Source organism: Dyadobacter sp. SRI_021 (assembly GCF_057586235.1).
Genome location: NZ_JBYCZM010000012.1, coordinates 80,146 through 105,355, shown reverse-complemented (window position 1 = coordinate 105,355; position 25,210 = coordinate 80,146). Strand labels below are relative to the sequence as shown.

26 protein-coding genes are annotated in these 25,210 nt (G+C 48.7%); 8 read left to right on the top strand and 18 right to left on the bottom strand.

Going from position 1 to position 25,210, the window contains the following annotated elements:
* Positions 1–26: 26 nt before the first annotated feature.
* The 4 genes from AC2YIT_RS27550 to pdxA form a co-directional block, all read right to left on the bottom strand.
* Entirely contained in the window at positions 27–1,829 is a 1,803-nt protein-coding gene (locus AC2YIT_RS27550; RefSeq protein ID WP_487281324.1) for a tetratricopeptide repeat-containing sensor histidine kinase, read from the bottom strand.
* A gap of 70 nt (positions 1,830–1,899) precedes the next feature.
* Positions 1,900–2,523, bottom strand: a complete 624-nt coding sequence (locus AC2YIT_RS27545; RefSeq protein ID WP_430846077.1) for a DNA-3-methyladenine glycosylase — start codon at positions 2,521–2,523, stop codon at positions 1,900–1,902.
* Positions 2,523–3,410 (bottom strand): YicC/YloC family endoribonuclease, encoded by an 888-nt coding sequence (locus tag AC2YIT_RS27540; protein ID WP_430846079.1) that lies wholly within the window; start codon positions 3,408–3,410, stop codon positions 2,523–2,525. The genes AC2YIT_RS27545 and AC2YIT_RS27540 overlap by 1 nt, the downstream gene beginning before the upstream one ends.
* Positions 3,411–3,443: 33 nt before the next feature.
* Positions 3,444–4,550, bottom strand: coding sequence for a 4-hydroxythreonine-4-phosphate dehydrogenase PdxA (gene pdxA, locus AC2YIT_RS27535; RefSeq protein WP_487281323.1), 1,107 nt, complete (start codon positions 4,548–4,550; stop codon positions 3,444–3,446).
* An 8-nt stretch (positions 4,551–4,558) separates the two neighbouring features.
* Between pdxA and AC2YIT_RS27530 the strand changes: the two genes are divergently transcribed.
* Positions 4,559–5,572 (top strand): 2-hydroxyacid dehydrogenase, encoded by a 1,014-nt coding sequence (locus tag AC2YIT_RS27530; protein ID WP_487281322.1) that lies wholly within the window; start codon positions 4,559–4,561, stop codon positions 5,570–5,572.
* A gap of 60 nt (positions 5,573–5,632) precedes the next feature.
* On the opposite strand, the gene AC2YIT_RS27525 is transcribed toward AC2YIT_RS27530, so the two are convergent.
* The 6 genes from AC2YIT_RS27525 to AC2YIT_RS27500 are packed head-to-tail and all read right to left on the bottom strand — an operon-like array spanning position 5,633 to position 9,296.
* Entirely contained in the window at positions 5,633–6,199 is a 567-nt protein-coding gene (locus AC2YIT_RS27525) for a 50S ribosomal protein L25/general stress protein Ctc (RefSeq protein WP_430846085.1), read from the bottom strand.
* 35 nt (positions 6,200–6,234) lie between these two features.
* On the bottom strand, positions 6,235–7,179 hold the full coding sequence (locus tag AC2YIT_RS27520; RefSeq protein WP_430846087.1) for a ribose-phosphate pyrophosphokinase: 945 nt from the start codon (positions 7,177–7,179) through the stop codon (positions 6,235–6,237).
* A gap of 38 nt (positions 7,180–7,217) precedes the next feature.
* Positions 7,218–7,796, bottom strand: a complete 579-nt coding sequence (locus AC2YIT_RS27515; protein WP_487281321.1) for a phosphatase PAP2 family protein — start codon at positions 7,794–7,796, stop codon at positions 7,218–7,220.
* Positions 7,793–8,770, bottom strand: a complete 978-nt coding sequence (gene trpS, locus AC2YIT_RS27510) for a tryptophan--tRNA ligase (protein ID WP_430846091.1) — start codon at positions 8,768–8,770, stop codon at positions 7,793–7,795. The genes AC2YIT_RS27515 and trpS overlap by 4 nt, the downstream gene beginning before the upstream one ends.
* 14 nt (positions 8,771–8,784) lie before the next feature.
* Complete coding sequence (locus AC2YIT_RS27505; protein ID WP_430846093.1) at positions 8,785–9,078, bottom strand: type II toxin-antitoxin system RelE/ParE family toxin; 294 nt, start codon at positions 9,076–9,078, stop codon at positions 8,785–8,787.
* Positions 9,075–9,296, bottom strand: a complete 222-nt coding sequence (locus AC2YIT_RS27500) for a hypothetical protein (RefSeq protein WP_430846095.1) — start codon at positions 9,294–9,296, stop codon at positions 9,075–9,077. The genes AC2YIT_RS27505 and AC2YIT_RS27500 overlap by 4 nt, the downstream gene beginning before the upstream one ends.
* 116 nt (positions 9,297–9,412) lie before the next feature.
* Between AC2YIT_RS27500 and AC2YIT_RS27495 the strand changes: the two genes are divergently transcribed.
* The 5 genes from AC2YIT_RS27495 to AC2YIT_RS27475 all read left to right on the top strand — a co-directional run bounded on the left by AC2YIT_RS27495 (position 9,413) and on the right by AC2YIT_RS27475 (position 14,905).
* Entirely contained in the window at positions 9,413–10,084 is a 672-nt protein-coding gene (locus AC2YIT_RS27495) for a DUF2461 domain-containing protein (RefSeq protein ID WP_430846097.1), read from the top strand.
* Positions 10,085–10,141: 57 nt separating this feature from the next.
* Positions 10,142–13,792 carry a DNA polymerase III subunit alpha gene (dnaE, locus tag AC2YIT_RS27490; RefSeq protein ID WP_487281320.1) on the top strand — a complete coding sequence of 1,217 codons (3,651 nt, stop codon included), beginning with the start codon at positions 10,142–10,144 and terminating at the stop codon, positions 13,790–13,792.
* 85 nt (positions 13,793–13,877) lie between these two features.
* Positions 13,878–14,210 carry a thioredoxin gene (gene trxA / locus AC2YIT_RS27485; RefSeq protein WP_090157505.1) on the top strand — a complete coding sequence of 111 codons (333 nt, stop codon included), beginning with the start codon at positions 13,878–13,880 and terminating at the stop codon, positions 14,208–14,210.
* 109 nt (positions 14,211–14,319) lie between these two features.
* Positions 14,320–14,505, top strand: coding sequence for a type II toxin-antitoxin system HicA family toxin (locus AC2YIT_RS27480; RefSeq protein WP_487281319.1), 186 nt, complete (start codon positions 14,320–14,322; stop codon positions 14,503–14,505).
* Positions 14,506–14,509: 4 nt separating this feature from the next.
* Entirely contained in the window at positions 14,510–14,905 is a 396-nt protein-coding gene (locus tag AC2YIT_RS27475; protein WP_430846104.1) for a type II toxin-antitoxin system HicB family antitoxin, read from the top strand.
* A gap of 115 nt (positions 14,906–15,020) precedes the next feature.
* Here the strand turns inward: AC2YIT_RS27475 and AC2YIT_RS27470 are convergent, their stop codons facing one another.
* The 7 genes from AC2YIT_RS27470 to AC2YIT_RS27440 form a co-directional block, all read right to left on the bottom strand.
* Positions 15,021–15,899, bottom strand: coding sequence for an aldose 1-epimerase family protein (locus AC2YIT_RS27470; RefSeq protein WP_487281318.1), 879 nt, complete (start codon positions 15,897–15,899; stop codon positions 15,021–15,023).
* A gap of 5 nt (positions 15,900–15,904) precedes the next feature.
* On the bottom strand, positions 15,905–17,134 hold the full coding sequence (locus AC2YIT_RS27465; RefSeq protein ID WP_487281317.1) for an aspartate aminotransferase family protein: 1,230 nt from the start codon (positions 17,132–17,134) through the stop codon (positions 15,905–15,907).
* 1 nt (position 17,135) lies between these two features.
* Positions 17,136–18,329: a hypothetical protein gene (locus AC2YIT_RS27460; RefSeq protein WP_487281316.1), complete on the bottom strand. Its 1,194-nt coding sequence runs from the start codon at positions 18,327–18,329 to the stop codon at positions 17,136–17,138.
* Positions 18,322–19,164: a type 1 glutamine amidotransferase gene (locus AC2YIT_RS27455; RefSeq protein WP_487281315.1), complete on the bottom strand. Its 843-nt coding sequence runs from the start codon at positions 19,162–19,164 to the stop codon at positions 18,322–18,324. Before AC2YIT_RS27455 ends, AC2YIT_RS27460 begins: the two co-directional genes overlap by 8 nt.
* 122 nt (positions 19,165–19,286) lie before the next feature.
* Positions 19,287–20,387, bottom strand: coding sequence for a carboxylate-amine ligase (locus tag AC2YIT_RS27450; RefSeq protein WP_487281314.1), 1,101 nt, complete (start codon positions 20,385–20,387; stop codon positions 19,287–19,289).
* 28 nt (positions 20,388–20,415) lie between these two features.
* Complete coding sequence (locus AC2YIT_RS27445) at positions 20,416–21,747, bottom strand: ATP-grasp domain-containing protein (protein ID WP_487281313.1); 1,332 nt, start codon at positions 21,745–21,747, stop codon at positions 20,416–20,418.
* A gap of 26 nt (positions 21,748–21,773) precedes the next feature.
* Positions 21,774–22,487: an esterase family protein gene (locus AC2YIT_RS27440; protein WP_430846118.1), complete on the bottom strand. Its 714-nt coding sequence runs from the start codon at positions 22,485–22,487 to the stop codon at positions 21,774–21,776.
* A gap of 151 nt (positions 22,488–22,638) precedes the next feature.
* On the opposite strand from AC2YIT_RS27440, the gene AC2YIT_RS27435 reads away from it, so the two are divergent.
* The gene (locus AC2YIT_RS27435; protein ID WP_487281312.1) at positions 22,639–23,409 is read left to right on the top strand and encodes an alpha/beta hydrolase; all 771 of its coding nucleotides are present in this window, start codon (positions 22,639–22,641) and stop codon (positions 23,407–23,409) included.
* Here the strand turns inward: AC2YIT_RS27435 and AC2YIT_RS27430 are convergent.
* Complete coding sequence (locus AC2YIT_RS27430; RefSeq protein WP_487281311.1) at positions 23,406–24,431, bottom strand: acyl-CoA reductase; 1,026 nt, start codon at positions 24,429–24,431, stop codon at positions 23,406–23,408. The two genes, AC2YIT_RS27435 and AC2YIT_RS27430, sit on opposite strands and share 4 nt — an antisense overlap.
* Before the next feature lie 129 nt (positions 24,432–24,560).
* Here AC2YIT_RS27430 and AC2YIT_RS27425 point away from each other — a divergent pair, with 129 nt between their 5' ends.
* Positions 24,561–24,908 (top strand): 4Fe-4S binding protein, encoded by a 348-nt coding sequence (locus tag AC2YIT_RS27425; protein ID WP_083769031.1) that lies wholly within the window; start codon positions 24,561–24,563, stop codon positions 24,906–24,908.
* The last annotated feature ends 302 nt before the right edge of the window (positions 24,909–25,210 follow it).

Sequence of the window (25,210 nt, the reverse complement as noted above, 5' to 3'; positions counted from 1 at the left end):
CGTTACAGTCTCGTTGCGGGGGGAAATCACTTGATGATCACTTTGGGAATCTCGATTTCGACACGAATGCCGTTTTGGTCCTCGCTGTGAATCTGTATTTTACCGTGCAGACTTTCCACACGGCTTTTGATATTTCTCAAACCAACTCCCTGTCGGCTCGGTTCGATCATCCCGGTACCGTTATCGCTCACCACGAGGACAATCGTTTTGAGGTTTTCAGTCAGGTCAACTGTTGCCTCGGTGGCGCCGGAGTGTTTGATGATGTTGTTGGTCAATTCCAATACAATGCTGTAAAGCTCAAACTCGATCTTGTTGTTGAGCCGGTTGTTCATCCCTTTCTGGTTGAATGTAAATGCGATATTCTTGTTTTCGTTCAGTTTGCTGATAAGCCGTTGCAGGGCCATGATCAGTCCGTGTTCTTCGAGCTCAGCAGGCATCAGGTTGTGGGAAAGGCTCCTTACTTCCTTATAAGCGGCCCCGACCATCTGGTGTACGCTTTCGTAGATTTTTTGTTCTTCTGCGGAAAGTACTTTTTTATCAATTCCATACAAATACCAGTTCAGCGATGCCAATGTGCCACCCAGATGGTCGTGCAGTTCGGCTGCGACGCGCTTTCTTTCGATTGTCTGCCCTTCAATGAGTGCGGCCTGTATTTCAGCATTTTTCCTGCGGAGCTTTTTGTTATTGAACCAAAGGAAAATTGCAAACAGAATAACAAGGCAGGAGAAGCCGATCAGGAACCGCTGCACGGTGCGCTGCTCGCTGATGATTTTCTGCTGGATCTCGGAGTCCATCAGCTCGTTGTCGTACATCAGCTGGTACATCGTGTATTGGCGCTTGATCGTCTCGTCATGGATCATCCGGCGTGTATAGTTGACCGCCTGGCTGTAATTCAAGGCAACATCATACATCTCTTTTGCCTTGTAGGAGCGGGAAAGCGTTACGAGCGCCCAGTTGGTTTGCTGGGTCGAATGGTAGATTTTAGAATAGGTCAATGCCCTGAGGCCTGCCTCGATGGACTCGTCGTATTTTTTCTGGTAGTAATAAGTATTGCTCAGGTCATTGAGGCAGTTCAGCTCTCCGTATCGGTTCTGTATTTTTCGGAACAGTGCGATGCTTTGCAAAAAGTATTTCTCGGCCTCGGTATAGTTGGCCGTGCGCACGTGCATGTAGCCGATGCTTTGCAGAACCGTAGCACGGCCCCAGTCTGAGTTCATTTTATCGAACATCTTATACGACTGGTTGTACAGCTTCATGGCCACATCGTACCTACTTTTCTCACGGTAGCAGTTACCCAGGTTCTCGATGCTCAACGCGAGCGAGCTATCGGCTTTCAGTTGGGTGAAAATCTGTATGGCATGCTCGTAGTTGATCCGGGAAGAGTCCCATTGGCGGTATTCGGAGTAGCTTTCACCCAGGAAACGTTTGCCATGAGCAGTGAACATCGGCATATTCAACTGTTTCGAGAGGGTAATCGTTTCATTGGAAAGCTCCCGCAAAACGTCGTAGCTGCCATCCAGCAAATAATAGGTACTCAGCAGGTTGTAGGCAAGCAGCTTCCCTTTCGCCCATTGGTGTTTTTGAGAAAGGCGCAGTACATGTTTGGAATAGAACATTGACTTTTCCGCATCCTGAAACAAATACTCGGAAGCGAGCTTATGGTATTTGCGAATTAGGACAGTGTCTTCGGCAAAGCCTTCCTGTGGCTTGGATTCCACTACTTCGGTACTTCTTTTTGCGCCGTTGCCCTGTCCGGTGGAAGTGCATTGGCTAAAAGAGAGAATGCATCCTAACGAGAAGAGGAGAACTAGTTTGTAGAATTCATTCATATAGCACTGATCTCTTGATAGTTAGGTGCGTAGCGGGTTGTCGAAGGCTGGTTTAATAAGACGCGGGCCATTAGCCTTTACTTACAAAAATATTGTCTTTTATGTAATATCTGTAAGGAAGTTCGCGGCCGACATTAATGCCGATACGAGGGCCGGCTGTAATCGCCTGAGGAGCAGCGACTGGTGCGCGGAGGTACAATGCTTCGCCGGTGAGAAGGGTCGCATTATGCTTGTCACGCTCAATGCCCATGGCCTGCACCAGTTTGCCCGGGCCGCGGCAAAGTTCTTTGAGGGCTATCTTACCGGTCGGGGACATACCGGGTGTTTTTCCGGGCCGGATAAGCCTGCGCATTTCCATGAGTTCGATACCGGCCGTAGGCTGCAATGCACGGATCAGCACCGCTTCCCCGGTACCTTCGGCATTGCTGACAATATTGAAGCATTGGTACATCCCGTAAATCAGGTAGACATATACCGTGCCGGCGATGCCATACATCGGCTCAGTGCGCGGAGTGCGCCGGTTGAATGCATGGCACGCAGGATCATCCTGCAAATAGGCCTCCGTTTCGACAATTATGCCGCTCGTAAGGCCGTCCGGGCTTTCATGCACCAGTTCGCAGCCCAACAATTTCTGCGCGAGCGTGCGGGTATCATAATCGGAGAAGAAGGAAAGAGGAAGCTTCTCTCCGGGCATCAGATAATGTTCATCGTTTGCTCCTTAATTTTTTCAAGCTCGTCCTTCATCTGGACCACCAGGTGCTGGATCGTGGCGTCGTTGGCTTTCGAGCCGATGGTGTTGATTTCCCGGCCGATTTCCTGCGCGATGAAATTGAGCTTTTTACCGTTGCTTTCCGAAGCTTTCATCGTTTCGATGAAATAAGTAAGGTGGTTTGCCAGACGGATCTTCTCCTCTGAAATATCGAATTTCTCGACATAATAAATCAGTTCCTGCTCGAAACGGTTCGGGTCGAAGTTATCGTCGGTCAGCAAATCCCTCATCTGTTTTTCGATGCGTTCACGGACAGCCGGAATGCGGGTTTTGTCTTGTTCGGCCACCTGGTCGAGGAGATTCTGAATGGTAGCAATGTATTCGGCGAATTTGTCGGCGGTCATGCGGCCTTCCTGCTCGCGGAAAACAGAACATTTACGGAGCGCTTCCATCACGGCCACTTTGATCTGCGCCCAGTCGTCTTCTTTGCTGGTCTCGTCCACCGTTTCGTTGTTATATGCATTGGGCATTTGCAATGCAATGCGAAGCAGTTCTGTCGAATCCGGTGTAAAGCCCAGGTCGGTCGCGGTTTGCGACAGATCCTGGTAATAGGCGCTGACTAGCGCCCTGTTCACCGAAGTCGAAGCGACCGTCTTCCCCACTGGCTGGACAGTGAGCGTAAACTCCACTTTACCGCGTTCCAGCGACTGGGTAATGAGGTTACGGATTTCGATCTCCCTTTCGGAGTAATTGCGTGGTACGCGACAATAAATATCCAGGAATTTAGAGTTCAATGTCTTGATTTCCACCGTGACATTGATCGATTCGGATTCGATGTTGGATACACCGTATCCGGTCATTGATTTTAACATAAGAATGTGCGTTGGTTCCGGTTAAGGAACGGGTTAATTAAATCGCTGCTTGCCACCCGATTTCGCCGGATGTTGACTTTCAGATGGTTGCGGCTTCGAGATCAGTGCATTCCTTTCCATATCGGCATTGAAAATACGGAACCTGGATACGTCGCAGGCCAGGTACAGCGCTTGGAGTAACGAGCCGGGTTCTGCGATATTTTTGCCTGCAATATTGTAAGCTGTGCCGTGGTCGGGCGAGGTGCGCACGGCCGAAAGTCCGGCGGTGAAATTCACACCTTCGTTGAATGCCAGTGTTTTAAATGGGATCAGGCCCTGGTCGTGATACATCGCGAGCACGGCGTCGTACTGGCGGTAAGTACCGGCAGCGAAGAAGCCGTCAGCGGGGAAGGGCCCTACTACCAAATGGCCTTTTTCTTTAAACTGCTTGATCACCGGCTGGATGATTTCGATTTCCTCCGAGCCCAGCAAGCCATTCTCGCCGGCATGCGGATTAAGGCCGAGCACTGCCAGTTTAGGTTTTTTAATACCAAAATCCCCTTTCAGCGACTGTAAAATCTGCTCGATCTTGGCGGTGAGTTTTTCCGCCGTGATGTGTTCGCGAACGTTTTGCAAGGGGATATGGCCGGTGAGAACGCCTACGCGCAGGTCGCCTGCCACCATGAACATCAGCGCATCATCCTTGCCGAATGCCTGCGCGAGGAATTCGGTGTGGCCGGGGAATTTAAAATCTTCGTTCTGAATGTTGTCCTTATTGATAGGGCCGGTAACGAGGGCTTGTATTTTCCCTTCTTTCAGGTCTTCTACGGCGCGTTTTAATGAGGCAAAAGAACCCTGGCCGGCTTCTGCGGTAATCTTGCCGGGCTGTATTTCTGTCTGGTGGTCGTGCCAGCAGGTGATGACGTTCGTGAGTTTATGGTTGGCCTGCTCGGGTTTCTGGATACCGTGCAGGTTCCAGTCTTTCATTTCAAGCAGGTTGCGGTACTGGTTCAATACTCTCAGGGAGCCGTAAATGATTGGTGTGCACAATTTTGATAACTGGTTCCCCTCTAATGCTTTAAGGATTACTTCCGGGCCAATGCCGTTATAATCGCCGATTGTGATCCCGATAACCGGTTTATCACTGTGTTGTTCGCTCATGTAGGTAAATGCTGTTCTATGTGTTCTCCTGCGTAATTCTGTATTACTTTTGCCGGACGGTTCAACCGGCAAGTTACAAAAAATCCTGTGCTACTATGAAAATCCTGATCGCAGACTCCATGCATCCGTCATTATTCGAGATGCTGGCCGAGCAAAAGTGGGAATACGATTACCATCCAGAATACAAAAGAGAAGACATAAAGAACGCACTGCCCGGATACGACGGACTTATGATCCGCAGTAAGACCTTCCTGGATCGTGAAATGCTCGAAAATGCGAAAAGCCTGCGCTTCATCGCACGGGCAGGCGCGGGGCTCGATCTGATCGACCTGGACGTGGCCAAAGCGCTGAATGTCGAGGTATTTCATGCGGGTACAGGCAACCGTGACGCCGTTGCAGAACAGGCAGTTGGTATGCTGCTGGCGCTTTTTAACAACATTCTGCGCGCCGACCGGCAGGTACGGAACGGAATCTGGGACCGTGAAGGCAACAGGGGAGTGGAGTTGATGGGCAAAACTGTCGGGTTGATCGGCTACGGAAATAATGGCTCTGCTACTGCGAAGAGGCTCAGCGGTTTTGGCTGCAAAGTACTTGCGTATGATAAATACCGTGACAATTACGGCGACGCATTCGCGACCGAATCGTCAATAGAGGAAATCCAGCGCGAAGCCGACATTCTCAGTCTGCATATTCCATTGACCGACATTACCCGCTACCTGGTTAATGACGAGTTTATTCGCAGCTTCGCCAAGCCATTTTATTTATTGAATTTATCCAGAGGTGAAGTGGTGAAATTAAAGGCGGTAACCGAGGCACTAGAGAGTGGTAAAATCAGAGGTGCTTGCCTGGATGTGCTTGAAAATGAGAAGATCGGGAAGCTGACGGCGGAGCAACAGGACGTTTTTGATTATTTATGTGCGTCGGATCGCGTGGTGCTTACACCGCACATCGGAGGCTGGACACATGAGAGTTATGTCCGGATCAATAAAGTACTGGTTGAGCAAATCCGGAACTGGCTATAAACAAATATGCCGACCAATGGTCGGCACGTTTGCATCTATTAGCCATGAAAAATAAAATACTTACTTGCCAAGTGTACCGCGAAGCGCACGTGGAATTTCAACTGATGCGATCGGGTTGCTTGCCGCTGTCAATATAACAAAATTTTCAGCTTTGAGTGCACCAACCTTCACAGATTTTCCTAAATCCAGTTCAGTTACATCAACATTTACATAGTCAGGGATGTTCTCCGCAAGACCCTGTACGCGCAATTTACGCAATTTTTGGTTCATTTTACCACCTTTCATAACGCCGGCGGATGTACCTGTCAATTTAACAGGAACTTCAACTTTTATTTCCTTGCCAGGAATGATTTCAAGAAAATCCGCGTGGATCAACGAGTCATTCACAGGGTGGAATTGTTTTTCCTGAAGAATCGCATTGTACAGGGTACCTTCGATGTTCAGGGTAACGTTAAAAATATCTGGTGTGAAAAGCAATTCACGGAACAACATAGCCGGAGCATAGAAATGCACTTGTTCGGCTCCTCCGTACAACACAGATGGAACATATCCTTGAGCGCGCAAGTTCTGTGATTCCACCTTGCCGAGATTCGCTCTTTTAAACCCTACAATCTCAAGACTTTTCATAAGATTTTTATAAGAAAGTTAAATAAAAAGAAAATTTACTGAGAATTTATAAATAATGAACTAATAGATTCGTGATCGCGGATCCGGCCTATTGCCTTTGCAAAAATTTCTGCAACAGACAGTACGCGGATTTTATCATTCTGTTGCTTTAGAGGGATAGTATCTGTTACTATCAGCTCTTCCAGCACCGAATTGGCAATATTTTCATGCGCCTTGCCCGACATGATCGCGTGCGTGCTGATCGCTCGGACGGATGTCGCACCTTTTTCCATGATAATCTCGGCTGCCTTACAAAGCGTACCACCCGTGTCGATCAGGTCGTCTACCAGCACTACGTCCATCCCTTCCACATCTCCGATCACCTGCATGCTCGCGATTTCGTTGGCGCGTTTTCGGTGCTTGTCGCACAGGATCATGTCCGCGTTCAGGAATTTGGCGAAATTCCGTGCGCGTGCGGCGCCGCCTACGTCAGGCGATGCGATCAGCAGATTTTTAAGGTTCAGGGATTTGATATAAGGAACAAAAATCGAGGTTCCTTCGAGGTGGTCAACAGGCAGGTCTAAAAAGCCCTGGATCTGTCCGGCGTGTAAGTCTATGGTCATCACGCGGTCAACTCCCACTGCCGTAAGGAGGTTCGCAACGACTTTCGCTGCAATCGCCACGCGTGGCTTGTCTTTTCTGTCCTGGCGTGCATAGCCGAAATAGGGGATCACCACCGTCACATAATGCGCCGAAGCACGACGGGCCGCATCCACCATCAGCAGCAACTCCATCAGGTTATCGGCAGGAGGGAATGTAGATTGGATCAAAAAAACATCGCAACCTCTGATCGACTCCTCGAAACTTGGTGACAGCTCACCATCGCTGAATTTCCGCAACGTGTAGCCTCCCAGTTCCTTACCATAATACCTGGCAATGTCTTTGGCCAAATATTCGGACTGACTCCCCGAAAATATTTTTACTGTATTGAATGAACCCATGGCCAAACTAAAATTTGCGCAAAATTAAATAAAACCAGTTAATTAAGATAGTATCTTTTTAAAAAAATATAATAAAGCTGTACGACGCAGTATCCGACCAGCAGCCCGACCAATGCTCCTACGAGGATGTCGAGCGGGTAATGTACGCCTACATATACGCGACTATAAGCGTAAACGACCGCCCAGAGGAACAAAAAAGCCATTTGCGGCACCTTATTTTTTAACAGATTAAACCAGGCGATCGCCAATGCAAAACTGGTGGACGCATGCGATGATGCAAAGCCGTACAAGCCGCCGCAGTCGGTCACATGGTGCATTACCGTGGTGATCGTGGGATCGTGGCAGGGCCTTAATCTCAAAAAGTAGGGCTTCATAAACCCGGAAGTAACCTTGTCGGCCAAGGCGACCGCCAGCACCACGGCAATCACGATGAAACCACCTTTTTTCCAACCTTCGGCGCGGATAGTTAGTGCGATCAGCAGAATGTACAGCGGAACCCAGGTGAATTTGTAGGTAACCCAGTACATCACCGTGTCGAGCCAGGGCGTGTGAAAGCCGTTGAGCCATAAAAACAGCTCCTGGTCAGCGCGGACTATGCTATGTACCGCATCCGTCATGAACTGAAACCGAGCACTTTTCTTACCTTGCCGATTGTATCCTGGGCTATTTCGCGCGCTTTGGCTTCTCCTTCCACGAGAATCCCTTCCAGCTCCTCCGTATTTTCCATATAATAATTGAAAATGCGGCGCGGCTCAGCGAATACTTCCATAAAGCATTCAAAAAGCGCTTGCTTGGCGTGTCCATAACCGTAGCCGCCGTTCAGGTAGTTCTGGCGCATGGTTTCTACATCCGATTCTTTTGCGACCAGGCTGTAAAGCTGGAATGTGATGTCGTTATCCGGATCTTTGGGTTCTTCAAGCTGCTTGGAGTCGGAAAGGATCTTTTTTGTGACCTTTTTCAGCTCGTTCTCCGGTAGGAAAATGTCGATATAATTGTGGTAGGACTTGCTCATTTTCTGCCCGTCGAGCCCGGGAATCGTCATGATGCGTTCGTCGATCTTAGGCTCAGGGAGTACCAGGATATCTTCACCGGCCAGTATATTGAACCGGTTAGCAATGTCCTTGGTCATTTCAAGATGCTGTTTCTGATCTTTGCCCACCGGGATGATATTGGCATTATACAGCAGAATATCAGCTGCTTGCAACACAGGGTAGGTAAAAAGCCCTGCATTCACATCCGCCAGTTTCTCCGACTTATCTTTAAAAGAAGTCGCATTGGCCAGCATCGGGAACGGCGTGAAGCAGTTCAGGTACCAGTTAAGCTCAGCATGCTCCTGCACCCGCGACTGGCGCCAGAAAACATTTTTTTTGTAATCGAATCCGAATGCGAGCCAGGTAGCTGCAATGGCGCGGACATATTCGCCGCGTTCGATACCGTTTTTCAGCGTCGTCAGCGAATGGAGGTCGGCAATGAAGAAGAAAGATTCGTTCTGGGGATTTTTAGAGAGTTCGATCGCAGGTTTGATGGCTCCCAGGATGTTACCCAGGTGAGGTCGCCCGCTGCTTTGAATGCCTGTTAGGATTCTGGCCATTTATTACTTGATACTTAGTTACGTGATGTTGGTTTACGGCGATTGTCCCAAAATGAAAGCAAAACAATATGATCTTTCTTCACTTTGTAAAACAATGAACATTGCTTGGTAACAAAACCTTTCCGCAAGCCGGGCTTCGATCGAGAGGCCTCGTACATAAGCGGAAATACCGCTATCTGTTTCAGGACATCTCTGGTTTTCCTGATAAACTTTCTGACTTCCTTTTCGGACCAATCGGTTTCCAAGTGTGCGATAATGTCGGTAAAGCTTTTTTCTGCCTTCGCCGTCCAGCGAATAGGCATGTTCATAGATACCTGCTGAATTTTTGCATTACCTCTTCGTGAGATTTGGTCTGACCTGCCTCAGATTGCTTCAAACCTTCGTCGATGCTATCTTTCACATGATCAGGGAGGTCATCCCAAAAATCGGTGTATTCCAGCTTCTTCTGTATTTCTTCCCAGTCCTTCATGGAGATGTAAACACCAGTTCTCTCTCCGTTTTCATTCGACAAATACTGCACATTCATAGCTATCAACAGGTTAGCGTTTTCTGGTGGGCATTAGCCTTTTCTTAATCCCAAAATTCGTTAAATTGAACCAGAAAACGTAGTAAATTTGAATTTTATACCTTCACCAACACGACATGGATTCTAAAACGCTGCACTTTCTCAGTCAATTAGCCGAAAACAATAACAGGGAGTGGTTTCAGGAAAATAAGAAACTTTATGAAGCCGCGAAAGCGGATATGGAAAAGCTGGTCGGTTACCTGATCACCGAGGTCGGGAAGTTTGAAGACCTGGGAAATGTGCAAGTGAAGGATTGTATGCTGCGAATTTACCGGGACGTCCGATTTTCCAAAAACAAGGATCCCTACAAAAAAAATCTGGCGGCGGGTATTGGCCCGGGCGGGAAGAGCTCGGGGAAAATCGACTATTACCTGCAAGTACAGCCAGGCGACCAGACCTTCCTTGGCGGTGGGATGTGGGAGGTGACCGCCGAGCAGTTGGCCCGCTTCCGGCAGGAAATCGATTACAATGCGCATGAGCTGAAATCGATCATTGAAGAAAAGGAATTTCGCAGCTATTTCCCTGAAATTCATGGGGAAAGCCTGAAAACCGTTCCTAAGGGTTATTCCAAAGACCATCCGGAAATCGAGCTTTTGAAACGTAAGCAACTTTTTTTTATGCACCGCTACACCGATAAGGAGGTGGCTTCCAAAGACTTTGGAGACCGGGTTCTGAAAGGCATTCAATTGCTGAAACCCTTTACCGATTATATGAATTATGTATTATACGAAGAAGCGGAGGAGCATTGATCTGATACGCTGCGTACCGCTTGGCGAGACTGTAATAGCCATTACAACCCATTAAATATGCAATTTTCACATTTGCACTGTCACACCCAGTTTTCGCTGCTGGATGGTGCTGCCGATATTAAAAAGCTGTTCAAAAAGGCAAAGGAAGACAATATGCCTGCCGTCGCCATTACCGACCATGGTAATATGTTCGGGGTGTTTGAGTTTGTGGCCGAGGGGAACAAGCAAGGTATCAAGCCGATCGTCGGCTGCGAGTTTTATGTCGTGGAAGATCGGCATGTGCGGCAGTTTACCAAAGACAAAAAGGACGTCCGTTTTCACCAGTTGCTGCTAGCCAAAGACGAAATTGGCTATAAGAATCTGGTGAAAATGTGTTCACTGGGCTTTATTGAGGGGATGTATGGTAAATATCCGCGGATCGATAAGGAGCTTATCGTTCAATATCACCAGGGCCTGATCGCAACCACCTGTTGCATCGGTGCGATGATCCCGAAAACGATCCTGCGCCAGGGCGAAGAGGCGGCGGAAAAGGAATTCCGTTGGTGGCTGGATTTGTTCGGCGACGACTTTTATGTGGAATTGCAGCGCCACGACATTCGCGATCAGTACATTGTGAATGAGGTGCTTGTAAAGTTCGCACGCAAATATAACGTAAAGATCATTTGCTCAAACGACTCCCATTATGTGGATCGCGAGGACTGGAATGCGCACGATATCTTGCTGTGTATCAATACCGGAGATAAGCAGAGCACGCCTTCTGCCAAAGATTTCGACGACGAAAAAGGTATCCCGAAGGGCTCTCGTTTCGCATTCTATAATGATCAGTTCTATTTCAAAAACACCAGCGAAATGCTGCAACTGTTCAACGACCTGCCTGAGTCGCTGGACAATACCAATGAGATCGTAGACAAAATCAAAACCCTTGATCTCCGGAAGGACATTCTACTCCCCAACTTCCCGATCCCCGACGAGTTTAAGACGCATACCTTGTCGGAGATGGTAGGTAAAAAGGAGCTTACCGCCGATGTTCTGAACCAATGGGAATACTTGCGGCACCTTACATTCGAGGGCGCGCGGAAGAAATATGAAGTGGTAACGCCGGAAATCGAGGAGCGGCTTAATTTCGAGCTGCAAACGATCCGGAATATGGGTTTTCCAGGCTATTTCCTTATTGTGGCGGATTTTATTGATGCAGGACGCAAAATGGGCGTTTTCATTGGCCCGGGACGTGGCTCGGCCGCGGGTTCCGCGGTGGCATACGCGATAGGGATCACGAACATCGACCCGGTCAAATATGACCTCCTTTTTGAGCGTTTCCTCAACCCCGACCGTATTTCCATGCCCGATATCGATACCGACTTCGACGACGACGGCCGTCAGAAGGTGATCGATTATGTGGTAAAAAAATATGGCTATAACCAGGTTGCGCAGATCGTAACCTATGGTACGATGGCCGCCAAATCGGCGATTAAAGACGTGGCGAGGGTAATGGACCTGCCATTACCCGAAGCGAATGCATTGGCAAAGCTCGTTCCGGACAAGCCTACTTATAATATGACGCTGAACCGCATTTTCACGGCGCCATTGGAAGGAGAGGGGAGCCTCATGAAAAAGGAGGGTATCTCGCCGGATGAATTGGAAAATGTGAAGCGGATGCGCGCCATTGCAATGGGTAATGATTTGCAAGCCAGTGTGTTGCAGGAGGCGCGAAGATTGGAAGGTACCGTAAGGAACACCGGTATTCACGCGGCCGGTATCATCATCGCTCCGAGCGACCTGACGGAAATCATTCCGGTCAGTACCTCCAAAGACTCCGACTTTTTGATTACCCAATACCAGGGAAAGATCATCGAAGACGCGGGTGTTATCAAAATGGACTTTTTAGGGCTTCGAAACCTTTCGATTATTAAGGAAGCCCTCAGGATGATCAAGAATAACTACGGGGTTGATATTGTGATCGACGATGTGCCGCTGGATGATCCGAAAGTGTTTGAGCTGTTCCAGCGCGGTGAGACCAACGCAATATTCCAGTTCGAATCCGACGGGATGAAGAAGTATATGCGCGACCTCATCCCTGACCGTTTCGAGCACTTGATCGCGATGAACGCCTTGTACCGCCCCGGGCCGATCGCGTACATCCCCAACTTCATCCGCAGGAAGAACGGGCAGGAGGAAGTGACGTACGATTTACCTGAATTAGAAGAATACCTGGCTGATACTTATGGTATTACGGTGTATCAGGAGCAGGTAATGCTTTTGTCGCAGAAGCTGGCCGGCTTTACGAAAGGTCAGGCGGATACACTGCGGAAAGCGATGGGTAAGAAGCAGATCGAAACGCTGAACAAGCTGAAAGACGACTTCATGAAAGGCGGTACAGAAAAGGGCCTCGACGCGAAAAAGCTGGAAAAAATATGGACCGACTGGGAGGCATTTGCATCTTATGCATTTAACAAGTCCCATTCGACCTGCTATGCTTTCGTGGCCTATCAGACTGCCTATCTCAAAGCACATTATCCCGCCGAATACATGGCGGCGGTTTTGACAAGCTCGCTGGGCAGTATCGATAAGATTACTTTCTTCATGGAGGAATGTAAAAACCTCGGTCTGCCGGTTCTTGGCCCGGATATCAATGAATCGGAGCGCCAATTTAGTGTAAATAAGAAAGGTGAAATCCGTTTCGGGCTTGCGGGTGTTAAAGGTAGCGGTGATGCGGCGGTCGAATCAATTATAGAAGAACGTGCAAAAGGCGGCCCGTTCCAGGACGTGTTCGACTTTATGACGCGGGTGAACCTCCGTACCGTGAATAAAAAGACATTGGAGAGCCTTGCTTACGCCGGGGCCTTCGATTGTTTCACCGATTACCATCGCGCACAGTATTTTACCGCCGAGGCCGGAGAAACCGGGACATTTATTGAAAAGTTGATCCGTTACGCCAACAATTACCACGCGGAGAAATCATCTGCACAAGCTTCGCTTTTCGGCATGTTAGGCGACGCCGGTTCCACGTTGGCGAAGCCGAAAGCTGCCGACATAGCACCGTGGGATGATCTCGCAAAGCTACGGTATGAGCAGGAAGTGGTAGGTTTTTATATCTCAGGCCACCCGCTCGATACCTTCCGTGCGGAATTGGACAACTTCTGCAACTGTACCCTCGATAAGGTGATGGAAATACAGGAAGGGGAGCGCGCACCGAAGTATTACGGGAAGGAAATCAACGTCGCAGGCATAGTCACCAGCGCACAGGAACGGATGTCGAAAAATGGCAGCTTGTTTATGATCTTTAAAATTGAAGACTACCAGGGTGCCATGGAAATGCTGATCGGCGGAGAGGATTACATCCGCTTTAAAAATTACCTGCAAGTGGGGCAGTTCCTGTACATTAAAGGCAAAGTGCAGAACCGCTGGAAGCAGGAAGATCAATTCGAATTCAAAATCTCGCAAATACAACTGCTGCCGGAGATCATGGAGAAAATGTGTAAGAAAATCAAAATTAACCTTACGCTCGATCAGATCGACGCACAATTCATCCATGTGCTTAATGATACCTTCGGAAGCTATCCCGGCGGATGCCAGGTAAGCATGACGGTGAAAGATCCGGAGACCCATCTGGAAGTAGAATTGCTGTCGCGCGGTTACCGCGTAGCGCCTAGTAATGAGCTATTTAAGGTGCTGAGGGGCTCTCTGGGCGTTAAATTCTCCCTAAACTGATTTGTATTAAATTAAACAAGGAACTTTTAGATAGTAATATTCCTTATTAACCCAGATTGATAAATAACATTTAGACACTTAAAACATGGGAAAAGCACTTGAAATTACCGATAGCACCTTCGACGAACTGATCCAGGGCGATAAGCCAGTACTGGTTGACTTCTGGGCTGAGTGGTGTGGGCCTTGTAAAATGATCGGTCCGGTTGTTGAACAACTCGCCGGTGAATACGATGGCAAAGCAGTTATCGGTAAAATGGATGTAGATATGAACTCTTCGGTACCTGCAAAATTCGGTATCCGCAGTATCCCTACGCTGATGATCTTCAAAGGCGGCCAACTGGTAGATAAAGTAGTAGGAGTTGTTCCCAAAACAACCCTTGAAGATAAATTGAATGCGCAGATCGAAGCGACCGTTTGATAATCGCTGATTTGTAAAAGAGTTAAAAGCCCCGGTGACGGGGCTTTTTTATTTATATGCCCTCTGTTAGGGTATATAATTATATACTATTTATCACTATATTCACGCTATGAAATATTCGGAATTTCATCGTGTCATCCGACGTAACGGGTGGATTCTGGCTCGTACACGAGGTAGCCACTATATGTACAGTAAAAACGGCGTAACCTATTGTGTGCCGTACCATTCTTCCAAGGAAATGAATGAGGGTTTGAGAAGGACAATTATTAAAGAAATGAAATTGACTAATTGGTAGAGAAATGAAACGAATCAGGGTATTGATTGAAAGAGGGAAAGACGGGTATAGTGCTTACGCGGAGAATGCCAGGAAAATTTATGGGATTGGCGATACAGTGCAAGACGTAAAGAAGAACGTGCTCGAATGTATCGAAATCGTCAAATCATTTGACGACAAAAATATCCCGGCGGCGTTGAAAGGCGAGTATGAGATCGTCTGGAAATTCGATGTGGAAAGTCTTTTGGAGTATTATAAAGGCATTTTCAGCCAAACCGGTATTGCCCGGCTGACTGGTATCAATGAAAAGCAATTGAATCACTACGCGTCCGGGCTTAAAAAGCCGCGCCCCGCGCAGGCAAAAAAAATTGAGAATGCTTTGCACAAGCTCGGTGGGGAATTGCTGGCTATTGAGTTGTAGCGCAATGCCTGGCGGCATTTGAGTTCTTTTGTTTTAAAACGCAAATTGAGGAATTCGGTGTTGCCAGGTCAAGTCGCGTCGCGATGTAACATTGGTAGCAAACCCCTGCGACAGGCTATTCATTGATTTCAATCGCAAAACCCGCATCGAAAGTCCCGCCCGCTTCCAGTTTCAAAATTCCTTCTTTCGTTTCGAAGTTCTGGTCCGAATCGGCGGCGTCGGCTATACCTAGCCAAGGTTCAATGCAAACGAAATGGCCGCCCGGCTTGGCCCAGATGCCTAAGTAGGGAAAATCTTTGTAGTAAACCGTGACTACCTGCCCGGATTTGGTACTTCTCAGGCTTACCTGTTTCGAAATCAAATGCTTGAATATCAGTGCGTCGTTATCAAACAAGTGGATGTTCAGGTGCAGCACATTGGTATGTTCGAGCACCGGTTTGGTGGTGTTACTCACGAGCCCGTTCTTTTCGAGCAGCCAGGTTGAATCGTTTTCAATGGCCTCGAATTCAAGATAGTAATCCTCGTAAACTTCGTCCTCATGTAGAGGACATTTGAATGCGGGGTGGCCGCCGAGGGAAAAAAGCATTTCGGAACCTCCGTGGTTGATGATTTTATGATCGATCATCACCTTCTTGCCATTCAGCCGGTAGGTAACCTGAAATTCAAACTCAAAAGGGTAAATGACCAGCGTTTCTCCGCTATATTTCAATGTAAATGTAAGACTATCAGTCGTCTGACTTGTCAGTTTTACATTGGCATTGTTACGGACCATGCCGTGGCGTGGCACCGCATATTCATTGCCATTATATTTTACAAACCCGTTTTTAACCGCCCCGATCACTGGGAAAAGCACCGGTGCATAACTACCCCAAACGGCCGGATCGGCGTTCCAAAGGAAATCCTTGCCGGTTATCGTCGACTGGATCTGGCAGAGTTCGGCGCCGGTTTCCTGCACGGCGATTTTCAAATGGTCGTTTTGAATGGAGTAGTTCATATCGTTCAAGAATTCAATATCGTTCGGGAATTCAACACTTTAAGGATGATGGAGCAGGCTTCGCGAATTTGATCATCAGTAATGGTAAGCGGAGGCGCAATGCGCATGGAATTATCGCAAAACAGGAACCAGTCGGTTACTACGCCCAGCTCGATGCATTGATCGATGGTCGCCTTCAGTTTATCGAACGATTCCATTTCCGCTGCAAGCATAAGGCCTTTTCCGCGGATTTCCTTGATTTCAGGGTGAATTAACAGTGTCTTAAACAGCTCACCTTTCGCGATGGCGGCTTCGGAGAGGCGCTCGTCAATCGTTACACGTAATGCTGCCAAGGAGGCTGCACAGCTTACCGGATGGCCACCAAAAGTAGTAATATGCCCCAGTATCGGGTTGGTTTTCAGTACTTTCATGATTTTTTGCGATGCCATAAAAGCCCCGATCGGCATGCCGCCACCCATTCCTTTGGCACTCAACAAAATATCCGGGTAAATGCCATACTGCTCAAATGCCCAGAAACTCCCGGTACGCCCGAAGCCTGTTTGAATTTCATCCAAAATGAGCAAAGTGCCGGTTTCGGTGCATTTACGGCGCAACGCAACCAGGTAATCTGCCGCAGGCACGCGTACGCCCGTCTCTCCGCCGATTACTTCAATGATCACAGCGGCAGTTTGGTATGTAATTTTATCCAAATCAGGCAAATGTCCATGCCGGATATGCTTTACACCAGGCAGCAGCGGACGGAAATTTCGTTTGAAAAACTCCGCACCGGCCAGACTTAATGCGCCCTGAGTAGCACCATGATAAGCGTTATAGCAGGAAATGAATTCACGGCGTTTGGTAAATCGCTTCGCCAGTTTCATGGCCCCCTCCACAGCTTCGGTACCAGAGTTCGTGAAATAGATGTTATCGATCAGCCCGAAAGGAGAGGGGTAGGGGGCATCGAGGCGTAGCGTATCCGCAAGCGCTTTCGCGAGTTGCACCTGTGCGCTTTGCACGTATTCGCCGTACACGAGCAGGTGCATGTGCTTGCCGAGCTGTGCGTGAATGGCTTCGAGGACTTTTGGATGCCGGTGGCCGACGCTGCTCACACCGATGCCGGAAATCAGGTCCATGTACGACTTCCCGTCCGGACCGAACATGTAAACGCCCTCTGCCTTTTCAATTTCAAGGGCAAGCGGGAAATCGGAAGTTTGCGCCAGATGGTCGAAAAAGTGCTGGCGGTGTGAAATATGCATTCTATTTTTCAAAAAAACTGGCACTGCCGCCTACCCAGGTAAAATCCTTGTTGTACCGGACCCCGATCATTTCGCCGCGACTTAACCGGCTGAGACTGATCAGCAGTTCCGGCTTTTCGGCATGGTCGGGCCAGCCGTACATCATGCGGATTTCGCATTTCACGAGGCCGTCGGGTGCCTGGATCACCGGTTCATAGGCGACTTTTCGCTGCAATATATAATTTTCCGGGTCGGTAATGGCTTCCAGGTCCGCATTTGTGAGGTGCAGCTGCACACCAGAGCCCGCGAACGAGAATAGCGGTTTCAATACATAATTTTGAAGATCCGACGGGAAATTACCCTGGTAGTCGCTCAGAAAACGTGTTTCGGGTACAAATTCCCCGTTTAGAAAGGGCATGGCGAATTTGCTGATCCTGAAAAACCAGTTAGGATGTCCCACCCGTTGCACATCGACGTCGTCGGTGAAATGGTAGCTGGTCTGTAAGTCGGGGTAGTTGAGCAGGTCGTCGAAAATCAGGCGGTTGTAAATGCGTTTGACCCGAATTTTCCGGCCTTCTTTTTCGTAGTATAACTGTCTGCCTTCGCGGATCAGTTTGGTGTAGCAAATGGCCTGGACGCCCAGCATTTGCTCCGTTACTGCAAAATCGATCCGCGTTTTCTGCTTTTCAGGGAAGATTTCAAGTAAAACCACATTCTCCGGCTGCTCGTCGCCGAGGATCAGTGATTTTAGTTTTGATACATATTCATCCAACGAGTTCGTGCCAAACAGGTATCCAAAGTTTGACTGAACATTAAAAAACTTTCTGAACGTCTCGGATAAAAACGCCTGATAACCAAATATCGACGGGAAGCCCTGTAATTCAATTAGCTGCGGAACGAGCTCACCGGCTGCATTCCGGCAAATTGCGTAATCGATAGCGAGAAAGGAAGTATGTGCATTCTCGCCGGGCACATGTTGGTTCGATGGCACGGCGCGGTCGGTTTTTGTACGAAAATCGGGCGATAATAATGTGCCGATGATTTCATCCGACGCCCGCAGGATTTTTTCCGTCAGTTCCCTGGGAACAAAAACAGGTGTTTCGGCAACCCTGAAATCCAGTTGGCCGGGAAACGCCGAACTGAGTGATTCGACGAATTCCTCGTATCCTTTCTCCGTGAAGGAATTGTTGAACGCTTCCCGGGCTTGCTTATGCATAGGCTGGCTGGAAAGTTTTGTTAAATGCGTTTTTCAAAAATGTGGGGATAATGACGGCCTCTGTCATAGAAATCTTGTCCGGATCGTTCAAATGCCCGATCATATCATTGTATTTCTGCTCGCCGTGCGCTTTGATAATGGCTTCTTTTTTCTCTTCTTTCAAAAAATACCGCAGCATTCCTTCCGCGTCGGCTTCCGGGTGAAACTGCGTCCCCACGATCTCGTTGGAGAACCGGATAGCCATTACCGCGCGTTCAAGCGGCACATGTGGGCGGATTTTTTCGAGACAAAGTAGTTTGGCCCCCAATGCATCGAAGGCAAACTGGTTAGGCTGGGTAACCTGGAAATCACGCGAATCGACGATCCAGAACGGGTCGGTCAATGCATTCAGCAGCGGGTCTTTGCGACCGGCCGACGTTTTGTGTACCGGAAATGTGCCGAACGAAGTCTTACGCCGCTTACTCACGGCCGCCAGTTCCCAGTGAATGCAAGCCATTTGAAACGAATGGCAGATCAGGAACAAATGCTTTTTGATGCGGTTCTGGCGCTTCGCATTGTACGCGAGTATTTTATCCAGGAAGCCAAAGAATTTCTTTTCCCAGATTTCGCCAACCGGCGCGGGATTGCCAGGTCCGCCGGTAGAAATGTATGCATCGAAATCCATTCCCGGTACTTCGAGCTTTTGTCTTACATCAAAAACAGTGAATTCAACGGGCACGCTTTCCTGCTCTCCGAATGCGGCGATAATCTTTTTGATGCATCGCATTCCCTCGTTGGGGTGGCCGTTGTACATGTCCAGGATCGCAATCCGGAAATGCTTTTCATGAGTGGTCATTTTAGTCGGTGACCGGTTCGTGTCAGTGAAACCGGCCTTTAAGTTATAGAATCGGGTAACCTATTTTAAACAAATGTGTTCCTGATTAGTTCGGTTTTTGAGCTGAAAGTTTGATTTTATTCTTAACAAATCCCGATTTTGGTTTCCGAAACAATATAATCTACAACCGCATTCAAGCTGCCGGTTTCCTCGAAAACGGCCAGCTGGCGATCGGCACCGGTACCCATTTCGAGGATCTGATGAATGTACTCGATCTCCTTCCGGCTGGCAAGCTCGTCGACCACATCATCGATGAATTCGAGCAGTTCGTGGATCAGGATTTTGTACTCCACTTCCTCCTGTTTCCCAAAATCGATCAATTTACTACTGATACCATACCGCGCGGCACGCCACTTGTTTTCGTTGATGAGCATTCGCCGGTAGGGACGGAAGCTCAGATTCTGGCTGTGTAGCTTGTGGATTTTGGCCACGAGTGCCTGCATAATCGCCGCCAGGCAAATGGTCTCATCTGTGCGCATGGGCACGTCGCACATACGGAACTCGATGGTATTGAAAAACGGGTGCAAGCGGATATCCCACCAGATTTTCTTGCCATTGTCGATGCAATTGGTTTTGATCAGCAGGGCTAGGTACTCGTCATATTCTGCTGCGCTCGAAAAGAAATCAGGAATGCCGGTTCTGGGGAATTTATCGAATACCTTTGAGCGGTACGATTTGAAACCCGTATTGCGCCCGCACCAGAATGGCGAGTTGGTCGACAACGCATAAATGTGCGGCAGGAAGTACCGTACCGCATTCATGATCTGGATTCCCTCGTTCCGGCTCTCGATGCCTACGTGCACATGCAGCCCGAAAATGAGGTTCCCTCGCGCCACGTCACGCATTTCATCGATGATCTGGTCGTAACGCGGATCGTCGGTAATGAGCTGGTCCACCCAGTCGGCAAACGGGTGTGTGCCGGCGGCGGCTACTTGCAGGTCCTGTTTTTCAGCCAAATCCAGGATCATTCTGCGCAGGTAGGTCACTTCCTCCCGCGCTTCCTGGATGTTATGGCAGATATTGGTTCCCACTTCCACCACCGCCTGGTGCATTTCCGCTTTCACACGCTCCTTTAACGTTATTTTTCCATCTTCAACCAGCTTTGACATATGCGACCGGAGGTTTCTCGTAACCGGGTCGATGGTTTGAAATTCTTCTTCAATTCCCAGGGTGAAAGTTGCCATAGTGTAAAAGCGGCTGAATTTTAGTTCATCAGGATTTCTTCAACTTCGAGTTTTTCGCTGGTGCTTTGGTCGCGGCTGCCTTGGTAGTCGGGATTTTGGGTTCGGTCGGTTCGGCAACGGCGATAGGCTCGGTAACAATGGCACTCAGGGATTTTGCCGGCTTTTTCGGCGCTACCGCCTTTACCTTCACCTCGGTGGCGGAAGGCGCCGCTTCTTTTACGGGTTTGGCAGGCGTAGGTTTTGCCGTTTTCGCGGGAGCTACGGTTTTTGCCGGGGCCTTCCCTGCCGCAGGCACTTTTTCAGCTGTTTTGGCAGGTTTCGCGGGCGCTTTTGCTTTGGCCGGTTCAGCAGGTTTGGCAGCGGGCGCCGGGGTTTCGGGTGCCGCTTCGGCTTGCGTTCCTGCTGGAATACCATTGACTGCCTGATTAATGAATGTGCCCCATGTAAGGTTAATCTGCCCCGGAACCTGTGATTTCGCCCTTTCGATGGCCATATTTGCTGCTGCTTCCACTACCCATTCAAAATTATCCCTGCCTACCGAGTAAATATCGGCATCGGGTGCAGGATTGCAGAAGTCGATGGCATAAGGAATGCCGCCGCGCACGGCAAATTCTACCGTATTGAAATCATAGCCCAATGCGATATTGAGTTTCAAGGTATAATCTTTAATCGTTTCGAGCAGTTTCTCGCGCTCTTCGCCCTGGGCTTTCAAATCGGCGGCGTAGCGCAAATGGTGCGGGTTGCGCGGCTCATACGGCATTACCAGCACGTCCTTCTGGCCGATGCAATAGCAGCGCACATAGTCGTCGAACACAATTTCTTCCTGCAACATCATTACCAACTGGCCTGTTTCCTCGTGTTTGATCCACATATCCTGCGGATTTACGACGCGGTAGACGCTCTTCCAGCCGCCGCCGTCGTGCGGTTTCATGTACGCGGGGAAGCCTACATATTGAAATATCTCTTCCCAGGCCATCGGAAATGCGAGGTTGCGGAACGAGGTCTCAGTGGTATTGTCAGGACGTTGCTTGGAAGGCAGCAGCACCGTTTTTGGCACAGGGATCCCTAATTTTTCGGCCAATGCATTGTTAAAGAATTTCTCATCGGCGCTCCACCAGAACGGATTGTTGATCACCGCTGTACCGGTCAGCGCGGCATTCTTCAAAAAGGAGCGGTAAAAAGGCACGTCCTGCGAAATGCGGTCGATGATCACGGCGTACTCGTTGGGGGCGGCTTGTATGACTTTATCGATGGTAACGGCTTCTGCGATAATGCCATCTTCACCTTTACTGTTGACTCTTTCAATAAATGCGTTCGGGAAGGTGTTCTCCATTCCAAACAGGATTCCAATCTTTTTCATATTCAGGTTTTGAGTTGTGTTCTTGACTATTGCAATACAATGCGCGACAGGTAGTCGGGAAACATTTTGTTCCAGAGCGGCCAGTCATGCTTTTCCCAGCCGCGGATATCGAGCCAGTGTTCAATGCCGTTGTTGTTAAGGATGTTGGACATCCGCAGGTTGCTATCCAGGCAAATGTCCCAGTCGGAAGTGCCCAGCACGATTTTCATATGTCCGAAACGCCAGCCTTGTTCATTCGGCATAAAGTCGACGGGGTTATTGAAATACACCGCGTCGTCATAAAAGCCATTCAGAAAGCCACGGATATCGAATGCTCCGCTCATACTTACAAGGTAGGCCACCTGGTCGGGATGGCGGAATGCGAAATTAGCGGCGTGAAACCCGCCGAAACTGCAACCCGCAACGCCGATCTTGCCGACATTGCATTCATTCCGGATATAAGGTACAAGCTCGTTGGTCAGGAACTTGTCGTATTGGATGTGGTTCTTGACGCGGTACTCCGGGTTGAGATGTTTCCCGTACCACGAATCGGCGTCGATCGTATCGACGCAATAGATCTTGTACTTGCCGGACTCCACCAGCCATCGTACGGATTCGATCAGCCCCATATCCTTGGCCTGGTAGTACCGGCCAAGCGTCGTCGGGAAAAGCAGAATAGGATAGCCCCAGTTGCCGAAAACAAGCATCTCCACGTCCTTGTCGAGATGATGAGAGTAGTATTTAATGTGCTTCTCTTCCAAACAAAGACGGTTTATAGTTGATAAATGAAATATACAAAACAAATCATAGGAAGCAAATTATTAACTTTCGGGTTTTATTTTCGTCCGTAGCCGAGTATTTGCAGTGAATCCAATCAATTCCTTCATTCCAATAGCACCCATTGAAATTGCCTTGCATTCATCTTTCCTGGCACGGGATGTGACCGTGACGATATTGCTTCCGCAGGGTTTTTCGGCTTCGGAAACTTACCCGCTGGTGCTTTTCAATGATGGCCAGGATTTTGAAGCCTTGAAAATGGCTGAGATGGCGGCTTCGTTACAATCGGCCGGAAGCATCGCCCCGTGCGTGATTGCGGGCATACACGCTAACGACGCACGCATATACGAGTACGGGACGGCTCGCCAGCCCGATTATGCAGGCCGTGGGGACAAGGCGGGGCTTACCACAGCATTTGTTTTGGAAGAATTGGTGCCCTATCTGGCGCATCGTTACAATACGGCTACCACTGGCATTACTTATGCTGGCTGCTCCCTGGGCGGGTTGATGGCGCTGGACACCGTGTGGAACCATCCCAATGTGTTTTCAAATGCAGGTATATTCTCCGGCTCGCTGTGGTGGCGGCAGAAAGCGCTGAACGAAGGCTATTCCGAAAGCGACCGGATTATGCACCGCCAAATACGCGATAGAAAACAGATTGCCCCGCTCGGCTTCTGGTTTCAATGCGGTACCTGGGACGAGTACGACGACCGTGACGGCGACGGCGTTATCGATTCCATTCAGGATACGCTGGAATGCATTGCGGAGCTGGAACGTAAAGGATATGGCTGGGGCCGGGAGATTCGTTACCTGGAAGTAAAAGAAGGGATGCACAATCCCGAAACGTGGGCAAAAGCCCTTCCTGATTTCCTCATCTGGGCATCAGGAAGGAGAAGGAAGTGCTAGGCTATTTCCGCCAGGAAGGCCATTGTGTCGATACCGTCGGCGTAATCCGAAAGGCCGGGTGCCTGTGCGGCGCCGAATGGTAGGGCTCCTGGTAAATGCAGTTGCGGGCTAGCTACCACGCATTGAATTTTCTCCTCCGATTCCTGTAATAATGCTTTTAGCTCTTCTATTGAATCATACGGTTGGTAATGCAGCACACTGATGGGAGAAACCAATGCTTCGCTCTCGGTCGCGAGCAAAAAGCCGTTGTCCGAATGCGCGATGCGGTTTACGAGGTAAATGGATTTGTTGTATTCGTAATTATTGAAGTATTTGTGATGGTTCACGTAGTCGTCCGTCATTTCTTCGATCGCCTGATAAAACCCGGTAAAATCATATCCCGACGGAACAAATACCTTGGAAACATTGCGGCAGCCGAGCCCGAAATATTGCAGGATATCAGTCGCCAACGCCCTGAGTTCTTCACGCGTTTCATGTCCTGTAAGCGCGGCCACCGAAGTCCGGTTTTTACGTATAATATTAGGCTTTTTGGCGAAATAATAGTGGAAATAACGAGCTGTGTTGTCGCTCCCGGTCGCGATGTAGGCGTCGGAGTCGTTTAATCTTTCCGCGAAGTGAATATACTCCTTAAACTCCGGCTCGATTTCGATCAGCTGGGCGAGCAGGGCACGGATCAGCAGCGGGTCGTCGGAGCTGGGTTTGGCGAGTAATGTATGACCGCTCACGAGTACGCAAAGGGCGTCGTGGAAGCCTACTGCCGGGATGTTTCCGGCCATTACTACGCCTATTTTGCGCGATTGCGAGGGTTCGGGGTAGCTTCCGGCCCAGCTTTTCAGCTTTTCCTCATTCAAATAATGTTCGGCAATCGCATGCAGTGATAGCCTCACATTGGCAGGAGTAAACCAGTTGTTCCTGCTTTTGGCGCCCGCCACCCATTCCCCGATCGTTTCCTCGTTTGCCGTGTCGCTGATGAACTGGCCCAGACGGATGAATGCATTTATTCTCCGAATTCTTGATATCATTCTACTCTGACTCTAAAAAGTTAAATGGCAAGTGCCGTTTTTATTTTTCTGATTGTTGGGAAACTATAAATAGTTATATTTGTTACCCAATACAGAAGAATAGCAACAAATATAAACAATCCGGCGACTATGGCTATAATGATAACCGATGAATGCATAAATTGTGGGGCGTGTGAGCCAGAATGCCCGAATACAGCAATTTATGAGGGAGGTGTAGAATGGACTTGGGGGGATGGAACGAGTTTAGATGAAGTGGACTTCGGTGATGGCACCATCGTAAGTGGTAAAGAAAAGCAGTCCCCTGTTTCCGACGAATTTTATTATATAGTTACAGATAAATGTACCGAGTGCGTCGGCTTCCACGAAGAACCCCAGTGTGCCGCGGTTTGTCCGGTCGACTGCTGTGTACCAGATCCCGACAACGAGGAAGAGGAAGAAACACTGCTTGCCAAAAAAGCATGGATGCACGGTGAATAGACCCTGCTGAATATAAAAAATGCAAAGCCTGCTGCACAGCAGGCTTTTTTTGTGCCCTGTCGGTTCTGGAAATGGCATTATAATAATAAAATTTCTTAATAACTGCAATACTGTCTTTTGAAGAAAATTCTGTTTTGGTGTTTATATGCAGAATTTTCAATTTTTTAATAAAAGTTAGATTTTGTCGATTTTGTGTTTCAAAAACGATAAAAAACATGATAAAAATTAGAAAATTGGATTTTTTGATATAAATCTTGGCTATATTATTTGATAAATATAATTTAAGTACAATATTTGATCCA